General features: G+C 62.3%; 16 protein-coding genes. 7 read left to right on the top strand and 9 right to left on the bottom strand.

Annotated features, from left to right (window positions below; all coding sequences use genetic code 11):
• Positions 1–19 precede the first annotated feature (19 nt).
• Complete coding sequence (cysQ, locus tag CRP40_RS12445; protein WP_027914107.1) at positions 20–838, bottom strand: 3'(2'),5'-bisphosphate nucleotidase CysQ; 819 nt, start codon at positions 836–838, stop codon at positions 20–22.
• Positions 835–1,401, bottom strand: coding sequence for an ADP compounds hydrolase NudE (nudE, locus tag CRP40_RS12440; RefSeq protein ID WP_027914108.1), 567 nt, complete (start codon positions 1,399–1,401; stop codon positions 835–837). The genes cysQ and nudE overlap by 4 nt, the downstream gene beginning before the upstream one ends.
• Positions 1,402–1,464: 63 nt before the next feature.
• Between nudE and yrfG the strand changes: the two genes are divergently transcribed.
• Positions 1,465–2,127: a GMP/IMP nucleotidase gene (yrfG, locus tag CRP40_RS12435; RefSeq protein WP_027914109.1), complete on the top strand. Its 663-nt coding sequence runs from the start codon at positions 1,465–1,467 to the stop codon at positions 2,125–2,127.
• 59 nt (positions 2,128–2,186) lie between these two features.
• On the opposite strand, the gene lysM is transcribed toward yrfG, so the two are convergent.
• Complete coding sequence (lysM, locus tag CRP40_RS12430) at positions 2,187–2,627, bottom strand: peptidoglycan-binding protein LysM (RefSeq protein ID WP_027914110.1); 441 nt, start codon at positions 2,625–2,627, stop codon at positions 2,187–2,189.
• Positions 2,628–2,819: 192 nt separating this feature from the next.
• On the opposite strand from lysM, the gene fdhD reads away from it, so the two are divergent.
• The 3 genes from fdhD (at position 2,820) to CRP40_RS12415 (ending at position 6,676) form a co-directional block, all read left to right on the top strand.
• Positions 2,820–3,650: a formate dehydrogenase accessory sulfurtransferase FdhD gene (gene fdhD / locus CRP40_RS12425; RefSeq protein WP_027914111.1), complete on the top strand. Its 831-nt coding sequence runs from the start codon at positions 2,820–2,822 to the stop codon at positions 3,648–3,650.
• A gap of 5 nt (positions 3,651–3,655) precedes the next feature.
• The gene (locus CRP40_RS12420; protein WP_027914112.1) at positions 3,656–6,001 is read left to right on the top strand and encodes an FdhF/YdeP family oxidoreductase; all 2,346 of its coding nucleotides are present in this window, start codon (positions 3,656–3,658) and stop codon (positions 5,999–6,001) included.
• 195 nt (positions 6,002–6,196) lie between these two features.
• Positions 6,197–6,676 (top strand): glycine zipper domain-containing protein, encoded by a 480-nt coding sequence (locus tag CRP40_RS12415; protein WP_027914113.1) that lies wholly within the window; start codon positions 6,197–6,199, stop codon positions 6,674–6,676.
• 229 nt (positions 6,677–6,905) lie between these two features.
• On the opposite strand, the gene CRP40_RS12410 is transcribed toward CRP40_RS12415, so the two are convergent.
• From CRP40_RS12410 to hslO, 3 genes are all read right to left on the bottom strand, one after another.
• Positions 6,906–7,343, bottom strand: a complete 438-nt coding sequence (locus tag CRP40_RS12410; RefSeq protein ID WP_027914114.1) for a thioesterase family protein — start codon at positions 7,341–7,343, stop codon at positions 6,906–6,908.
• 138 nt (positions 7,344–7,481) lie between these two features.
• On the bottom strand, positions 7,482–9,023 hold the full coding sequence (locus CRP40_RS12405; RefSeq protein WP_027914115.1) for a phosphoenolpyruvate carboxykinase: 1,542 nt from the start codon (positions 9,021–9,023) through the stop codon (positions 7,482–7,484).
• Between the two features lie 179 nt (positions 9,024–9,202).
• A complete protein-coding gene (hslO, locus tag CRP40_RS12400) occupies positions 9,203–10,102 on the bottom strand; it encodes an Hsp33 family molecular chaperone HslO (protein ID WP_027914116.1) in 900 nt (299 codons plus the stop codon).
• A 105-nt stretch (positions 10,103–10,207) separates the two neighbouring features.
• Here hslO and CRP40_RS12395 point away from each other — a divergent pair, with 105 nt between their 5' ends.
• Entirely contained in the window at positions 10,208–11,002 is a 795-nt protein-coding gene (locus CRP40_RS12395) for a phosphatase PAP2 family protein (RefSeq protein ID WP_027914117.1), read from the top strand.
• Between the two features lie 25 nt (positions 11,003–11,027).
• Here the strand turns inward: CRP40_RS12395 and CRP40_RS12390 are convergent, their stop codons facing one another.
• Positions 11,028–11,429: a S4 domain-containing protein gene (locus tag CRP40_RS12390; protein ID WP_027914118.1), complete on the bottom strand. Its 402-nt coding sequence runs from the start codon at positions 11,427–11,429 to the stop codon at positions 11,028–11,030.
• 109 nt (positions 11,430–11,538) lie between these two features.
• Between CRP40_RS12390 and CRP40_RS12385 the strand changes: the two genes are divergently transcribed.
• Entirely contained in the window at positions 11,539–12,021 is a 483-nt protein-coding gene (locus CRP40_RS12385; RefSeq protein WP_023535750.1) for an ATP-dependent zinc protease, read from the top strand.
• Positions 12,018–12,923 (top strand): 30S ribosomal protein S6--L-glutamate ligase, encoded by a 906-nt coding sequence (gene rimK / locus CRP40_RS12380; protein WP_027914119.1) that lies wholly within the window; start codon positions 12,018–12,020, stop codon positions 12,921–12,923. The genes CRP40_RS12385 and rimK overlap by 4 nt, the downstream gene beginning before the upstream one ends.
• Positions 12,924–13,006: 83 nt before the next feature.
• Here the strand turns inward: rimK and CRP40_RS12375 are convergent, their stop codons facing one another.
• The gene (locus tag CRP40_RS12375; RefSeq protein ID WP_027914120.1) at positions 13,007–14,320 is read right to left on the bottom strand and encodes an ATP-binding protein; all 1,314 of its coding nucleotides are present in this window, start codon (positions 14,318–14,320) and stop codon (positions 13,007–13,009) included.
• A gap of 13 nt (positions 14,321–14,333) precedes the next feature.
• A complete protein-coding gene (gene ompR, locus CRP40_RS12370; RefSeq protein ID WP_027914121.1) occupies positions 14,334–15,074 on the bottom strand; it encodes a two-component system response regulator OmpR in 741 nt (246 codons plus the stop codon).
• Between the last annotated feature and the right edge of the window lie 194 nt (positions 15,075–15,268).

The raw sequence follows: 15,268 nt of genomic DNA, 5'->3' as shown, positions 1-15,268 counted from the left end.
CCGCGCTTACTCGCGTGAATCAAACAAGCGCAAGCAAGGCCTCTCGCCAACCAGCCCCCGCCGGCAGGGCCAGGAAGTAGGGATTGAGCAGCGATTCGCGCGCCGGATACCAGAAGGGTTGGCCGTCGACCTCGATCACCTCGCCCCCGGCACCTTCGACCACACCCTGAGCAGCCGCCGTGTCCCACTGGGAGGTCGGCGCCAAACGCGGGTAGCAGTCGGCGCTGCCTTCGGCCAGCAGGCAGAACTTCAGCGAACTGCCCACCGAAACCAAATCAAGCGGCCCCACCGCAGCACCCAACCCGTTCAGCAAAGCCTCTTGCCGAGGGCTGGAGTGCCGACGGCTGGCAACCACGGTGAAAGGCGACCCGGCAGGCGGGGTGGCGCGCACCTGGATGGCCTGCGCGGTTTCACCCCGCTCCGCTCGCCAGGCACCCAGGGCCCGGCCGCCGAAATAGCAACGCCCCGAAGTGGGGATCGATACCACCCCGAACACCACCTCGCCCTGATCGATCAAGGCAATGTTGACCGTGAATTCCTCACTGCCGGCAATGAACTCCTTGGTGCCGTCGAGCGGGTCGACCAACCACCAACGGCGCCACTTCTGGCGCTCCACCAGTGGGATATCGCAGTCTTCTTCGGACAGAACGGGAATGTGCGGGGCCAGAGCCTGCAAGCCCTCTGCAATCACCTGGTGTGCAGCCAGGTCCGCAGCCGTGACGGGCGAGTCGTCGGCCTTGTTGACGACGGCCACATCGGCGCGCCAGAACGGCAGGATCGCCTCGCCCGCCGACAGCGCCAACGCCACCACGCCCTGCATCAATTGCTGATCGTTCATAGTGCCAGTACCCCGCGCTGGATCAGCAGGTCACGGGCCAGGTACAAGGCAGCCAGCGCGCGACCTTCGCTGAACTGCGGGTGCATGGCCAAGGCCGACAGCTCCCGCAGGTTGACCTTGTCCACGCTCATCGGCTCCGGCTCATCGCCTTCCAACCGTTCCTCATACAGGTCGGTGGCCAGCACCACCTGGATTTTCTGGCTCATGTAGCCCGGAGACAGGGAAAGCTCGGTCAGGTGCTCCAGTTGCCGTGCACCAAAGCCGGCTTCTTCCTTGAGCTCCCGGTCAGCTGCCGCCAGCACGTCCTCGCCGGGCTCGATCAGGCCCTTGGGTAGGGACAGTTCATATTCGTCAGTTCCACCGCAGTACTCTTCGACCAGGACCGCGTGCTCGGCATCGAGCATGGCCACGATCATCACCGCGCCATAACCGTTGCCCCGGCCCACCAGCCGCTCGTAGGTGCGTTCCACGCCGTTGCTGAACCGCAACTCGACGGCCTCGACTCGGAACAGGCGGCTGCTGGCGACGATTTCGCGGCTGAGGACGGTAGGTTTCTGGCGCATGGGGGGCTCCTTGGCGTGAACGGGTTACTATACCGTGGCTTGCCGACCGAACGAGAGTTTCCCATGCCTGTTCTTCCCTGGTCCGCCATCGACACCGTCCTGCTGGACATGGATGGCACACTGCTCGACCTGCACTATGACAACCGCTTCTGGCTGGAGCACCTGCCGCAGCGCTATGCAGAACTGCACGGCGTGAGCCGGGCGATGGCGCAGCTGGAACTCGAACCGCTGTTCGAGCGCAACGCCGGCACGTTGAACTGGTACTGTCTGGACTTCTGGAGCCGTGAGCTGCGCTTGCCGATCCGCGAGCTCAAGCGCGAAATCGCCGACCTGATCGCCTTGCGACCCGATGCCGATACCTTTCTGGCCGCGATCAGCCAGGCAGGCAAGCGGGTAATCATGATCACCAATGCACACCGCGATTCACTGTCGCTCAAACTCGAGCGCATCGAACTGGCACCCTACTTCGACCGTATGATCAGCTCCCACGACTATGGGTTTCCCAAGGAAAGCCCGCAGTTCTGGGATGCCTTGCAAGCCGATATCGGCTTTGAACCTGCCCGCAGCCTGTTCATCGACGACACATTGCCCATCTTGCGCAGTGCCCGGCAATTCGGCGTGGGCCACTTGCTGGCGGTGCGTCAGCCGGACAGCCAGGGGCAGCCTCGGGATACCGCGGAGTTCGCAGCTGTCGAGGACTATCGGGAATTGCTGCACGGACTGTGAACGCAAACCCGCGCCATGGGCGCGGGTTGCGGTGACAAGCCTATAGACAGGCTTACCCGTTACTCGGGAATACGCAACACCTGGCCCGGGTAGATCTTGTTCGGATCCGACAGCATGGGCTTGTTGGCCTCGAAGATCTTCTGGTACTTGTTCGCATCGCCGTACACCCGCTTGGAGATGGCGCTCAGGGTATCGCCCTTCTCCACGGTCACGAAGCGCGCAGCCTGGGCTACTGGGCCGGTGACGGTGATCTGATCGTCGACGCTGGCCACACCTTCAATGTTGCCGGCTGCCAGAATGATCTTCTCTTTCTCTTCCTGGCTCGCTACCTCGCCCTTGAGGGTGACTGTGTCGCCTTCCACGGTGGCGGTGATGTTGGGGTTACCCAACCCGACGTTTTCAACGTGCTTTTTCAACTGCTCCTCGGCCTTGGCATTGCCGGGGGTTAGCAGATCGATCAACTTCTCGCCTGCTTCCTTCACAAAGCTGAATAGACTCATGACGCTCTCCTTGTTGATGTGAAACCGTTGGACAGTGAAGTCTAGGCCATGACTCAGTCAGTCATCGCACTGCGACCTATCGACGCGGTCTATCACGGCATAGACCCTAGCAATTAGACGTCGCCGGCGGGCAAGCCTAGGCTTGTAGCCTCAGTAAGCCGGCGCCCAATCGCCGATCAAGAGCACGCCTGGATGAACAGCAAGCCACCGTTCTGTGCGGCCTCGTTACCGTTAGCCCTGCCCGCCGCCAGCACTACCTATGATTACGTCCAGCTCGGCGATGGCCAGCCTGGCAGCACGCCACTGGCCGAAGAAGTCGCCCTGGCGATCGTGTACAACGGCCTGAACCAGGCCGTCATGCTCGTCAGCCCGACCGACCTGGAAGATTTTGCCGTTGGTTTTAGTGTGGGCAGCGGCATCGTTGAAAGCACCGCCGAAATCTACGACGTCAAACTGTCGGGAAGTGGCGCGTCGATGTACGCGGACCTGGAAATCTCCAGCCGCGCTTTCTGGAACCTGAAGAACCAACGCCGCCAGCTGGCCGGCACCAGCGGCTGTGGCCTGTGCGGCGTCGAAGCCCTGGAGCAGGCGCTGCCGGACCTGGCCAAGCTGCCCGGCGCCCCGTTGCCGCCTGCACAGTGGCTGGTCGGCCTGCGCCAGCGCATCGACGCCTTCCAGCCGCTGGGCCAGCACTGCGGCGCCGTGCATGCGGCCTTGTTCATGGACCGCCATGGCGAACTGCTGCTGGGCCGCGAAGATATTGGCCGGCACAACGCCCTCGACAAGCTCATTGGCGCACTGCTGCGCCAGGGCATCGACAGCGGCGGCGGCCTGGCCATCGTCACCAGCCGTTGCAGCCTGGAACTGATCCAGAAAGTACTGCGCGCCGGCATCCAGACCCTGGTCAGCCTGTCGGCACCAACGGGCCTGGCCCTGCAATGGGCGCGCAGGCACAACCTCAACCTCATTCATTTGCCCAAACACAGCGCACCGCGGGTCTACAGCCCGGCGGCGGAGTCGTAACAGCCGTGACCTCGTACCAGCCTATTCCGAAAAACGCCCCAGCCTCTTCCCCTCGCTACAAGCCCTACCACGGCCCTGCCGGCGGCTGGGGTGCACTGCGCAGCGTGGCCAAAGCCTGGGTTGGCAGCGACAACCCGCTGAAGAACATCCGCGCCCTGCTCAAGACCAACCAGAACGGCGGCTTCGATTGCCCGGGTTGCGCCTGGGGCGACTCGCCCGAAAGCGGCATGGTCAAGTTCTGCGAAAACGGCGCCAAGGCCGTCAACTGGGAAGCCACCAAACGCCGCGTGGACGCCGCCTTCTTCGCCCGCTACAGCGTTACCTCGTTGTTGCAACAAAGCGACTACTGGCTGGAGTACCAAGGCCGACTGACCGAACCGATGGTGTACGACGCCGCCAGTGATCGCTACCAGCCCATCAGCTGGGACGCCGCGTTCGCCCTCATCGGCCGAGAGCTGAACAAGCTCGCAAGCCCTGACCAGGCCGAGTTCTATACCTCCGGGCGCGCCAGCAACGAAGCGGCGTACCTGTACCAGCTCTTCGTGCGCGCCTACGGCACCAACAATTTTCCGGACTGCTCGAACATGTGCCACGAGGCCAGCGGTGTGGCGCTGGGGCAGAGCGTCGGGGTGGGCAAGGGCACCGTCACGTTCGAGGATTTCGAGCACGCCGATGCCATCTTCGTCTGGGGCCAGAACCCGGGCACCAACCATCCTCGCATGCTGGACCCGCTGCGCGATGCGGTGAAACGCGGTGCGCAGGTGGTGTGCATCAACCCGCTCAAGGAGCGTGGTCTGGAACGCTTCCAGCACCCGCAAAACCCGCTGGAGATGCTGACCAACAGCGACCGCCCCACCAATACCGCGTTCTTCCGCCCGGCGCTGGGTGGCGACATGGCCATGCTGCGCGGCATGGCCAAGTTCGCCCTGCAATGGGAGCGTGAAGCGCAAGCCAAGGGCGAGCCGGCGGTCTTCGACCACGCCTTCATCGCCGAGCACGGGCACGGCCTGGACGACTACCTGGCGGTGGTCGATGCCACGCCGTGGGCGCATATCCAGCAGCAGTCGGGCTTGGCACTCGAAGACATCGAACTGGCCGCCCGTATGTACTGCCGGAGCCAGCGCGTGATCATGTGCTGGGCCATGGGCATCACCCAGCACCGTCACTCGGTGCCGACCATCCAGGAACTGGTCAACCTGCAAATGCTGCGCGGCAACATCGGCGCGTCAGGGGCCGGATTGTGCCCGGTTCGCGGTCACAGCAACGTGCAGGGCGACCGCACCATGGGTATCAACGAGCGTCCGCCTGCCGCCCTGCTCGACGCCATCGAAGCGCGCTTCGGCTTCCCGGTGCCGCGCAAGAACGGGCACAACACCGTCGAAGCCATCCATGCCATGCTCCAGGGGCACGCCAAGGTGTTCATCGGGCTAGGCGGCAACTTCGCCCAGGCCACACCTGACACCGAGCGCACCGCGCGGGCGCTGCGCAACTGCGAACTGACCGTGCACATCAGCACCAAGCTCAACCGCAGCCACCTGGTTCACGGCAAGCAGGCGCTTATTCTGCCATGTCTGGGCCGCACCGATATCGATATGCAAGCGGACGGGCCTCAGGCGGTCACCGTCGAAGACTCGTTCAGCATGGTCCATGGCTCCAACGGCCAGCTCAAGCCACTGTCCCGGCAGATGCGGTCCGAACCTGCGGTCATCGCTGGCATCGCTGCAGCCACCCTGGGCAAACACCCTGTGGACTGGCAATGGCTAGTGGCCGACTACGACCGCATTCGAGCCCTGATCGCCGACACCATTGCAGGCTTCGCTGATTTCAATCAGCGCATGCGCCAGCCTGGGGGGTTCTATCTGGGTAATAGCGCCGCCCGGCGCGAGTGGGCCACGGCCAATGGCCGCGCCAACTTCAAGGCCAACCTGCTGCCAGACTCCCTGATCGACGAGCGTGTACGTAACAGCGGCCAGGTGCCGGACTTGGTACTGCAATCGATGCGCTCGCACGATCAGTACAACACCACCATCTATGGCCTGGATGACCGTTACCGAGGCGTACGCGGCCAGCGCGACGTGTTGTTCGCCAACGAAGCCGACATTGTTCGGCTGGGCTTTGAGCCTGGCCAGAAGGTCGACATCGTTTCACTGTGGGGAGATGAGCATGTACGCCGCGTGCGCGGCTTCACTCTTCTGGCGTTCGACATACCTGCAGGGCAGGCAGCGGCCTATTATCCAGAAGTGAACCCGTTGGTGCCGCTGGAGAGCATTGGCGAGGGTAGTCATACACCCACGTCCAAGTTCATTGCGATCAAACTGGAACGCGCAGAGGACGACGGGCGAATACTCTGAATGAAAAAGCCCTGGTCCAATACAGGAGCAGGGCTGGGTCACAAGAGCATAAGACCGCAAAAAAAAGACAAAGTTTCACTTATAAATCAATGAGTTGACGAATTGTGTACAACCCGTGCAATTCGTCGGATATTCGTTGCCACTGGCTGCAGATAGAAGCACATTCGCCTCGTCATCACTCTGAGGCTCTCTTGAATGAAGAAGTACTCCTCGATTCTGTTGTTGTCTTTCAGCTTGCTCAGCGGCGTTGCCATGGCAGGCGGCTCCACCGAGGCCGGCATTGGCGGCGCATTGGGTGGGGTACTGGGCTCAGTCGTAGGCCAGTCCATCGGTGGTAGCACAGGCGGCGCCATAGGCGCAGGCCTGGGCGGCGCCGCCGGCAGTGCGGTGGGCGCCGACAAACGTCAGCGTGGCGAAGCGGCCATCGGCGGTGCGCTGGGCGCAGCAGGCGGCAACGTGGTGGGCCGTACCGTTGGTGGCACCACCGGCAGCTACATCGGTGCAGCCGCTGGCGGCGGCGCCGGCGGTGCCCTGGGCAACTACATGGGCAACAAGGCTGATCAGGATGATCGCCGCGACCATCGCCGCTACCGCCGCGACTACGACGACCGCCGTCACTGGGACCGTGGTCACCATTACGGCCACCGCAAGCACGGCCGTCATCGCCACCCTTGATGGGGCAGCGGTAACCGCTGCGCAAAGACCCCGCCTTGAGGCGTAATGCTGTTCACTTAAGCGTGTTGGGGCCGTTTCACGGCCCATCGCGGCACAAAGGCCGCTCCCACGATGCCCAGTGAGCCCGCTAACTCAAGCGTCACGCAGTCACTGTGCGAGCGGCCTTGTGCCGCGATGGGTCGCGGAGCGGCCCTAAATGAACAGCATTACGCCTTGAGGCGGGGTTTTTTCATGGGGCCTGCTCTGCAAGCGCCGCTAACCTCGCCGCCAACTGCGCCGGCAGCGCAACCGGCTGGCCACTGGCTCGGTCAATGAAAACCTGCACCACCGTCCCCGCCGCACAAGCCTGGGCTTCACCAGGACGATACAGCGCCAGCCGGTACTCCACGGTGCTCCCAGCCAGACGCGTCACACCCAGCGCAACCTCCAGTACGTCCGGAAAGCCCGGCAGGGCATAGAAGTCCGCCGCCGAGCTGACCACGAACGCCGCCAATGCGCCGTCGCGCAGATCCAGTCCGGCTTGCTCAATCAAAAAGGCCTGAATGGCCGTTTCGAAATAAGCATGCACGGTCGAGCCCGCGATATGGCCGTTGGCGTCGTTGTCTTGCGCGCGGGTCAGGATCGGATGCACGTGAGAAAAGGCAGTGCGCTGAGGAGGCTGGATCATCGGGCAGGCTCGCGGTTTCACATTGGATGGACACAGTGAATCAGAAAATGAGCCGTTTGACCGAACCAACCTTTTTGTTGAAGCTCCCAGCAAAAAGCCGCCTCGAAGGGCGGCTTTTTTACTACAACCTGCTTCAGCTTACAGCTGAGGACCCGCAGCCTTGATGGCATCGGACACATCGAACTTCTTGAAGTTTTCGATGAACAGGTTGGCCAGGCCCTTGGCGGCTTCGTCGTAGGCAGCCTTGTCAGCCCAGTTGGTGCGCGGGTTGAGCAGGTCAGTCTCGACGCCTGGTACCGACTTCGGTACGTCCAGGTTGATGATGTCCAGGTGCTCGGTTTCAGCACCGACCAACGCGCCGCTCTGGATGGCAGCGATCACGGCACGGGTGGTCGGAATGCTGAAGCGCTTGCCCACACCGTAGCCACCGCCCGTCCAGCCGGTGTTAACCAGGTAGACCTTGGAGTTGAAGCCGTTGATGCGCTTGATCAGCAGCTCGGCGTATTCACCAGCAGGACGCGGGAAGAACGGCGCGCCGAAGCAGGTGGAGAAGGTCGACTTGATGCCGCCGCCCGAGCCCATTTCGGTGGAGCCGACCAGCGCGGTGTAGCCGGACAGGAAGTGGTAGGCCGCCTGCTCGTTGTTCAGGATCGACACGGGAGGCAGTACGCCAGTCAGGTCGCAGGTCAGGAAGATGACCGCGTTCGGCTCGCCACCCAGGTTCGCCTCGGAGCGCTTGGCCACGTGCTCCAACGGGTAGGCGGCGCGGCTGTTCTGGGTCAGGCTGACGTCGTTGTAGTCGGCGTGCTTGTTGGCATCGAGCACGACGTTTTCCAGCACGGCGCCATGCTTGATGGCTTTCCAGATGACCGGCTCGTTCTTCTCGGACAGGTCGATGCACTTGGCGTAGCAGCCACCTTCCATGTTGAAGACGACACCTTCACCCCAACCGTGCTCGTCGTCACCGATCAGGTAACGGCTCTCATCAGCCGACAGCGTAGTCTTGCCGGTGCCGGACAGACCGAAGAACAGGGTGACATCACCCTCTTCGCCGATGTTGGCCGCGCAGTGCATTGGCAGTACGTCGGCAGCCGGCAGCAGGAAGTTCTGTACCGAGAACATGGCTTTTTTCATTTCGCCAGCGTAACGCATGCCAGCGATCAGCACTTTCTTCTGGGCGAAGTTGATGATCACGCAACCATCGGAGTTGGTGCCATCACGCTCAGGCTCGCAGACGAAGTTGGCGACGTTGAGGATCTGCCATTCGCCACGGCCAGCCGGGTTGAACTGCTCCGGGTTGATGAACAGGCAACGACCGAACAGGTTCTGCCAGGCCGTCTGGGTCGTCATCTTGACCGGCAGGTAGTGCTCGGCCGCCGCCCCTACGTGGACGTAGGAAACGAAGTGATCCTGGGCGTTGTTGAACGCCTCGACGCGGTCCCACAAGGCATCGAACTTGTCGGCCGGGAACTTGCGGTTGATCGGGCCCCAGGCGATGGCGTCCTGGGTGGAAGGTTCTTCGACGATGAAACGGTCAGCCGGGGAACGGCCGGTACGGTGGCCGGTCTCCACGACCAGTGCACCCGTGTCGGCTAGTACACCTTCACCGCGTTGCAGCGCTTCTTTTACCAGCTCATCGACGCTCAGGTCGGTGTACACGGTGTTGTTGGCTTGCGTCATGAGATACCCCATCCGGCCCGAGGCCGAGTGCTCCAAACGTTTTGTAGTCGTTTCAGAAAAACTACTACAGCGAAAAAAGTGGCCGGATTATGCCAGAAACGCCCAAAAAAAGTAGGCCCCTCCTGTCAGAACCGAGCTTTTGCGCAATTCGACAGGAGAATCTCCTGTAGTGAAACGTTTCAGTGAAGAGTTTCTGAGGCAGAGTCCGTGCCGCCGCCCGCAAAGAGCTGTGCGACATCGCTGGCATCGAAGAAATACCGCTCATTGCAGAACTGGCAGTCGATCTCTACCGTACCGCCGCATTCCTCCACCAGCGCCTTGGCATCGGCTTCGCCCAGGCTTACCAGCGCATTGCCGGAACGCTCGCGCGAGCAGCTGCAATTGAAGCGCAGAGGCTGAATGTCGAACAGCCGCACGGCATCTTCGTGGTACAGGCGGTGAAGCAGGGTTTCGTTGGCTTCGTCCCACTCTTGCGGCTTGAGGGTCTTGGCCAGGGCCACTACATGCTGCCAGCTGTCCTCACGTTCCTCGTCATCAGGCTGACGGTCACGCGGCAGTTGCTGAAGCAGCAGACCACGGGCCTTGCCGGCCTCGGCGTGCAGCCAGAAACGCGTGTTCAGCTGTTGGGATTGCACGAAGTAGTTGGTGAAGCATTCCGAGAGGTCGGCGCCGTCTAGCTCGACAGTGCCCTGGTAGCGCTGGCCCCTGACCGGATCGATGGTCAGCGTCAGGTGCCCGCCTGGCATCAGCTCGGACAGGGTGGCATCGGCTGCAATCTGGTCGGCCTCGTAGCGGGCCATGCCACGGATGTCGCGGTCCCCGGAGCACTCGACCATCAGCAAGGGGATAGGCCCTGCCGAGCGCGCCTGCAGGATCAGCAGGCCGTCGAACTTGAGGGCACCGACCAGCAGCGCGGTGGCGGCCATCAGCTCGCCGAGCAAGGTCTTGACCGGCGCCGGGTACTCGTGACGCGCCAAAACCGCGGCGTAGCTGTCATCGAGAGACACCCACTCGCCGCGCACATCGCGCTCGTCGAAGATGAAACGTTGGGTGAAATCTGTATCTGGCAAATCGCTCATGGTTGTCTGGCTATCTGAAAATAATGACAAGATAATTGCCGGGATTTGCAATCCCGTCGTCGAGCGTTTCGGGCGCTCATTCCCGTTAGGAGATCGAGGTATCTTATGGACAATCGACCACTGTTCCAAGCGAGGTGGTCCTGGGGGCCATTGGTAGCCTGTACGCTACTGCCCATCGCACTACTGTGTTTCTGGTTATGGCCTGTTGGCCAGATGCTGTGCCTGGCATTCGACGAATGGCTGTTCCACAGCCTCAATGCACCGCTGGCTGAAAACACTGCCTGGCGCTACATCTGGACCGTCGGCAGCCTGCGCCCGTTCGACATCGTCGTCGGCCTGATCCTGCTGGCCACGCTGATCCGCGGCGACTGGGTGTTCAAGGCTGCCCAGGTTCGCCAGGCATTTTTCGGCTTTCTGGTCACGCTACTGCTCTTAGTGGTGATTCGGGCACTGTTTTCCAAGTGGGTCGACGCGGCCGGCTGGCAACACAACAGCCCGTCGATGATGCTCGATGGCGCCGTTCACCTGAGCGACTACTACCCACACCTGGAGGCAACCTGGGAGCTGAAGGACCGTTCCAGCAAGAGCTTCCCGGGCGATCATGCCTCGGTATTGCTCATCTGGGCGTTGTTCATGAGCGTCTTCAGCCGCCGCGTCGGGCAGTACCTGGTGATCTGGGGGCTGGCTGTGGTGTTCATGCTGCCACGCCTGGTCGCTGGCGCACACTGGGGCCAGGATGACTACATCGGCGGCCTGTTGATGGCGGTGCTGGCACTGGGCTGGAGCCTGTATACGCCCCTGGCGGCCAGAAGCAGTGCTGCGCTGGTGCGCTGGACCGCTCCGCTGTTCAGGCTGTTGGGCAGGTTGCCGCTGGTCGGCCGGATGGCCGTGTTGCGCTGAGGCCTGGGCCGCCATGCGGCCACAGCTACTCGAAGCTTCCGTGCAACTGATGTATCTGGCGGCGCTGCTTCTTGGTCGGCCGCCCATCGGTGGTGACACCGGTGGCACCGGCCTTGCGCAGCGCCGCAGCCTGCTCGCGCCGGCGCACGCTTTCTTCGGTTTCTTCATACAAAGCCTGCGCTTCAGGCGCACCGCGGCGCACCGCCGACAGCGCTTTTACCACCACCGTGCGCTCGTCGAAGCCTGTACGCAGGACGAATTCATCGCCCACCCGCGGCTCCTTACCCGGTTTGCATCGCTCACCACGGCAATGCACCTTGCCACTTTCGATGGCCGCCTTGGCCAGCGCACGCGTCTTGTAGAAACGCGCTGCCCACAACCACTTGTCCAGGCGAACCTTGTCGTCATCTTCGACTTTCTGTGCCATCCCGATACCTCGAATTCCGTGATTGGGGGAACTGTACTACCGTAAGCATCGGATGCAAAAATTCCCCGCCATGCTTACAGTTCACTCTCTCATCCGCTGGGTGCGTTTCGTGAAGACATTTGATCATCTGACTGTAATTGGCCTGCGGGAATGGGTAGCCTTGCCCGAGCTGGGCGTGGCAGGGTTACGCGCCAAGATCGACACCGGCGCCAGCACCTCCAGCCTGCATGCCACCGAGATAGAACCTTTCGAACGCAATGGCCAGCCGTGGGTCCGATTCACTGCGCACCTGGGTTCGATCGTGCAATTGCGTCACCGCCGCTGCGAGGCGCCGCTGGTGAGCATGAAAACCATCCGAAGCTCCAATGGCCACGCCCAAACCCGTTATGTCATTCGCACCACGCTCGCGTTGGGTGACAGGGTATGGGCAGTCGAATTTACCCTGGCTTGCCGCAAGAGCATGCGTTACCGCCTGTTGCTGGGTTCCAAGGCCCTGATTCACGGACAGTTGGTCGTCAATCCGGGCCTGAAGTACGTACAAGACAAACCTGCCTTTCCGGCCACCCACACTACCTTGACAGGTGCTGCATGAAGATCGCTGTGCTTTCGCGTAATCCGCGTCTGTATTCCACCCGCCGCCTGGTCGAAGCCGGTACCCAGCGTGGTCACGAGATGGTGGTGATCGATACCCTGCGGGCCTACATGAACATCGCCAGCCACAAGCCGCAGATTCACTACCGCGGCAAGCCACTGGAAGGGTTCGATGCAGTCATCCCGCGTATTGGTGCCTCTGTCACTTTCTATGGCTGCGCTGTGCTGCGCCAGTTCGAAATGATGGGGGTGTACCCGCTCAACGAATCGGTCGCCATCGCACGCTCGCGCGACAAGCTGCGCTCGCTGCAATTGCTGTCGCGCCGTGGCATTGGCCTGCCGGTCACCGGCTTTGCCCATTCGCCCGATGATATTCCGGACCTGATCCAGATGGTCCACGGCGCCCCGCTGGTGATCAAGGTCCTCGAAGGCACCCAAGGCATTGGCGTGGTGCTGTGCGAAACCACCAAGGCGGCCGAATCGGTGATCGAAGCCTTCATGGGGCTCAAGCAGAACATCATGGTGCAGGAGTACATCAAGGAAGCCGGTGGTGCCGATATCCGATGCTTTGTGGTGGGTGACAAGGTGATCGCCTCGATGAAGCGCCAGGCCAAACCGGGCGAGTTCCGCTCCAACCTGCACCGTGGTGGTGTTGCCAGCCTGATCAAGATCACCCCGGAAGAGCGCATGACGGCCATCCGTGCAGCCAAGGTGATGGGCTTGAGCGTGGCCGGGGTCGACATTCTGCGCTCCAACCACGGCCCACTGGTGATGGAGGTGAACTCGTCACCGGGGCTGGAGGGCATCGAGGTGACTACCGGCAAGGACGTAGCCGGCATGATCTTCGAACACCTGGAGAAGAACGGCGGGCCCAACCAGACCCGGACCAAGGGCAAGGGCTGATCACCCCGCTGGCCGCCTGCCAGGCCCGCCGGCTTCCTCGGCGGCTGGTCGCCCCTTGGAAGCACGCCAGGCCAAGCTTGCGGTCAGACAGCGTTGCGCGGCAACAGCAACCCCAAGGGTAACCGTACCCGCGCTTCGATACCGCCTCCGGAACGATTGCGCAGTTCGACGTTTCCGCCATGCTGGGCGGCAATTCGCTTGACGATGGCCAGGCCCAGGCCGGTGCCTTTGCCGCCTCGCGCACGGTCACCCCGAATGAACGGGTTGAAGATGGTCTCGAGCTCGGATTCGTCGATCCCTGCCCCCCGATCAAGCACGCTCAGTACCACGTACGGGGCGCTTTCATCCCCCGAGACATAGGCTGCAACCTCGACGCCCTTGCCCGCATGGTGCAGGGCGTTGCCAATCAGGTTGCCCAGCATGCGCTTGAGCGATACCCGACGCACTGGAAACGGCGGTATGGGCTCCAGGCACAGCCGAACACGCTCCTCGGGCTGGTTGTAGGGTGCAACCACTTCACGCACCAACGCTGCAAGATCGACTTCTTCGAGGGGTTCGTCACGCCCGTCGCGAATGAACGCCAGGAACTGGTCGAGAATGGCGTCCATGTCTTCGATGTCGCGCACCATGTCGTCGCTCAGCTCACTGTCGCTGCCGAGCAGGGACAGTGAAAGCCGCAGCCGGGTCAGCGGGGTGCGCAAGTCGTGGGACACGCCGGCCAGCATCAACTCGCGCTCGCGCCCGGCTTGCTCGACGTCTTCGGCCATCTGGTTGAAGGCTTTGTACACCTCGGTCATTTCGCTGGGCGTGTCGCTGACCGGCAGGCGCACACTGCGCCCCTGGCCAAGCTGGCGCGCGGCGAACACCAGGCGTTTGAGCGGCTGGTTCAATTGACGCACGAATATCCAGGCCGATGCGGTGGACAGCAAGCCGATGGCCAGGAACCAGCCCAGCACGTTCCAGATTTTCTGCCCGCGCAACGGGTGGGGGTACAACGGCACCTTCAACCAGCCCGGGCCCAGGCTGGGCGCGTTGACCCACAAGGCAGGCGGCGCATGGATACGCAGCCGTACCTCGGTGTCCTCGCCAAGCTCGGCCTGCATCTGCCGTTGGTAAATCTCGCTATAGGGCCAGTGTTGCTCGCCCTCGGGTACGCCTGCACCGGTCACCCGGATCAGGCCTGCCGCTTCGGCGATCTGGTCACGGTTTTCTTCGTCGGCCGCCCAATAGGCGCGCAAGGTCAATGCCACGCCGTGGCTGTACTGGCGATCGACCAAGACGTCCTCGTTCATCAGCAGGTAGACCAGGGTCAACGCCTTGGAGAACAGAACGACGATCAGCACCAGCCACAAGGTGCGCGCGAAGAAACTCTGCGGAAACCACAGCGGCGTCTTCATCTAGGCAGCAGCGTCATTTGCCGGCGTTTCCGTCCGGTACGAACACATAGCCCACACCCCATACCGTCTGGATGTAGCGCGGTTTGGACGGGTCTGGTTCGATCATGCGGCGCAGGCGCGAGATCTGTACGTCGATGGAGCGCTCCAGCGCATCCCATTCACGCCCGCGTGCCAGGTTCATGAGTTTGTCGCGGGTCAACGGTTCGCGGGCATGCATCACCAGGGCCTTGAGCACAGCGAATTCACCCGTGGTGAGCATGTGCACTTCGTTGCCACGCTTGAGTTCGCGGGTGGCCAGGGACAGCTCGTAGTCGCCGAAGGTGACCGACTCGTCCTCGCTGCCCGGCGCACCGGGTACCGAAGGCGCCTGACGGCGCAGCACGGCCTTGACCCGGGCCATCAGCTCGTCGGGGTTGAATGGCTTGCCGAGGTAGTCGTCGGCGCCCAGTTCCAGGCCCTTGATGCGGCTGAGCTCGTCACCCTTGGCCGTGAGCATGATGATGGGAATCTGGTTGTTGTGCTGGCGCAGGCGCTTGCAGGCGGACAAGCCGTCTTCGCCCGGTAGCATCAGGTCGAGCACCACCAGGTTGAACACTTCACGCTGGAGCAGGCGGTCCATCTGCTCGGTGTTGGGGACCGCGCGGGCACGATAACCCTTGCTGGTGAAGAAACGTTCAAGCAGGCTGCTGAGCCCTGGATCGTCATCGACGATCAGAATTTTTTCACCTTCAGCGGTAGTTGGCGTGCCGGTCATGAATTACTCCTCTGGTATCGCTGCGCATTATGGCGTAGCCGCTACAACGCGTGCCGTGAGCATTGTTAGCAGATTTTTCCCGGGACGCCACTTCCAACTGGCGCCAGGCCATCACCGCAAGCTGTTTGCGATGGGTATAATGCGCCGCTTTCATCCAGCGCCGTCGGGCGAAAGGCCCACCGGCGACTCCGTAT

Origin of the sequence: Pseudomonas sp. URMO17WK12:I9, from assembly GCF_900230165.1 — a bacterium.
Lineage (GTDB): Bacteria > Pseudomonadota > Gammaproteobacteria > Pseudomonadales > Pseudomonadaceae > Aquipseudomonas > Aquipseudomonas fulva.
The sequence above is the reverse complement of the archived record's forward strand: the minus strand, read 5'-3'. Positions and strand labels throughout refer to the sequence as shown.

What these genes read in the sequence shown, in the direction of transcription:
- cysQ (WP_027914107.1), bottom strand. Translation starts at nt 838, where the DNA reads ATGAACGATCAGCAATTGATGCAGGGCGTGGTGGCGTTGGCGCTGTCG.
- nudE (WP_027914108.1), bottom strand. Translation starts at nt 1,401, where the DNA reads ATGCGCCAGAAACCTACCGTCCTCAGCCGCGAAATCGTCGCCAGCAGC.
- yrfG (WP_027914109.1), top strand. Translation starts at nt 1,465, where the DNA reads ATGCCTGTTCTTCCCTGGTCCGCCATCGACACCGTCCTGCTGGACATG.
- lysM (WP_027914110.1), bottom strand. Translation starts at nt 2,627, where the DNA reads ATGAGTCTATTCAGCTTTGTGAAGGAAGCAGGCGAGAAGTTGATCGAT.
- fdhD (WP_027914111.1), top strand. Translation starts at nt 2,820, where the DNA reads ATGAACAGCAAGCCACCGTTCTGTGCGGCCTCGTTACCGTTAGCCCTG.
- CRP40_RS12415 (WP_027914113.1), top strand. Translation starts at nt 6,197, where the DNA reads ATGAAGAAGTACTCCTCGATTCTGTTGTTGTCTTTCAGCTTGCTCAGC.
- CRP40_RS12410 (WP_027914114.1), bottom strand. Translation starts at nt 7,343, where the DNA reads ATGATCCAGCCTCCTCAGCGCACTGCCTTTTCTCACGTGCATCCGATC.
- CRP40_RS12405 (WP_027914115.1), bottom strand. Translation starts at nt 9,023, where the DNA reads ATGACGCAAGCCAACAACACCGTGTACACCGACCTGAGCGTCGATGAG.
- hslO (WP_027914116.1), bottom strand. Translation starts at nt 10,102, where the DNA reads ATGAGCGATTTGCCAGATACAGATTTCACCCAACGTTTCATCTTCGAC.
- CRP40_RS12395 (WP_027914117.1), top strand. Translation starts at nt 10,208, where the DNA reads ATGGACAATCGACCACTGTTCCAAGCGAGGTGGTCCTGGGGGCCATTG.
- CRP40_RS12390 (WP_027914118.1), bottom strand. Translation starts at nt 11,429, where the DNA reads ATGGCACAGAAAGTCGAAGATGACGACAAGGTTCGCCTGGACAAGTGG.
- rimK (WP_027914119.1), top strand. Translation starts at nt 12,018, where the DNA reads ATGAAGATCGCTGTGCTTTCGCGTAATCCGCGTCTGTATTCCACCCGC.
- CRP40_RS12375 (WP_027914120.1), bottom strand. Translation starts at nt 14,320, where the DNA reads ATGAAGACGCCGCTGTGGTTTCCGCAGAGTTTCTTCGCGCGCACCTTG.
- ompR (WP_027914121.1), bottom strand. Translation starts at nt 15,074, where the DNA reads ATGACCGGCACGCCAACTACCGCTGAAGGTGAAAAAATTCTGATCGTC.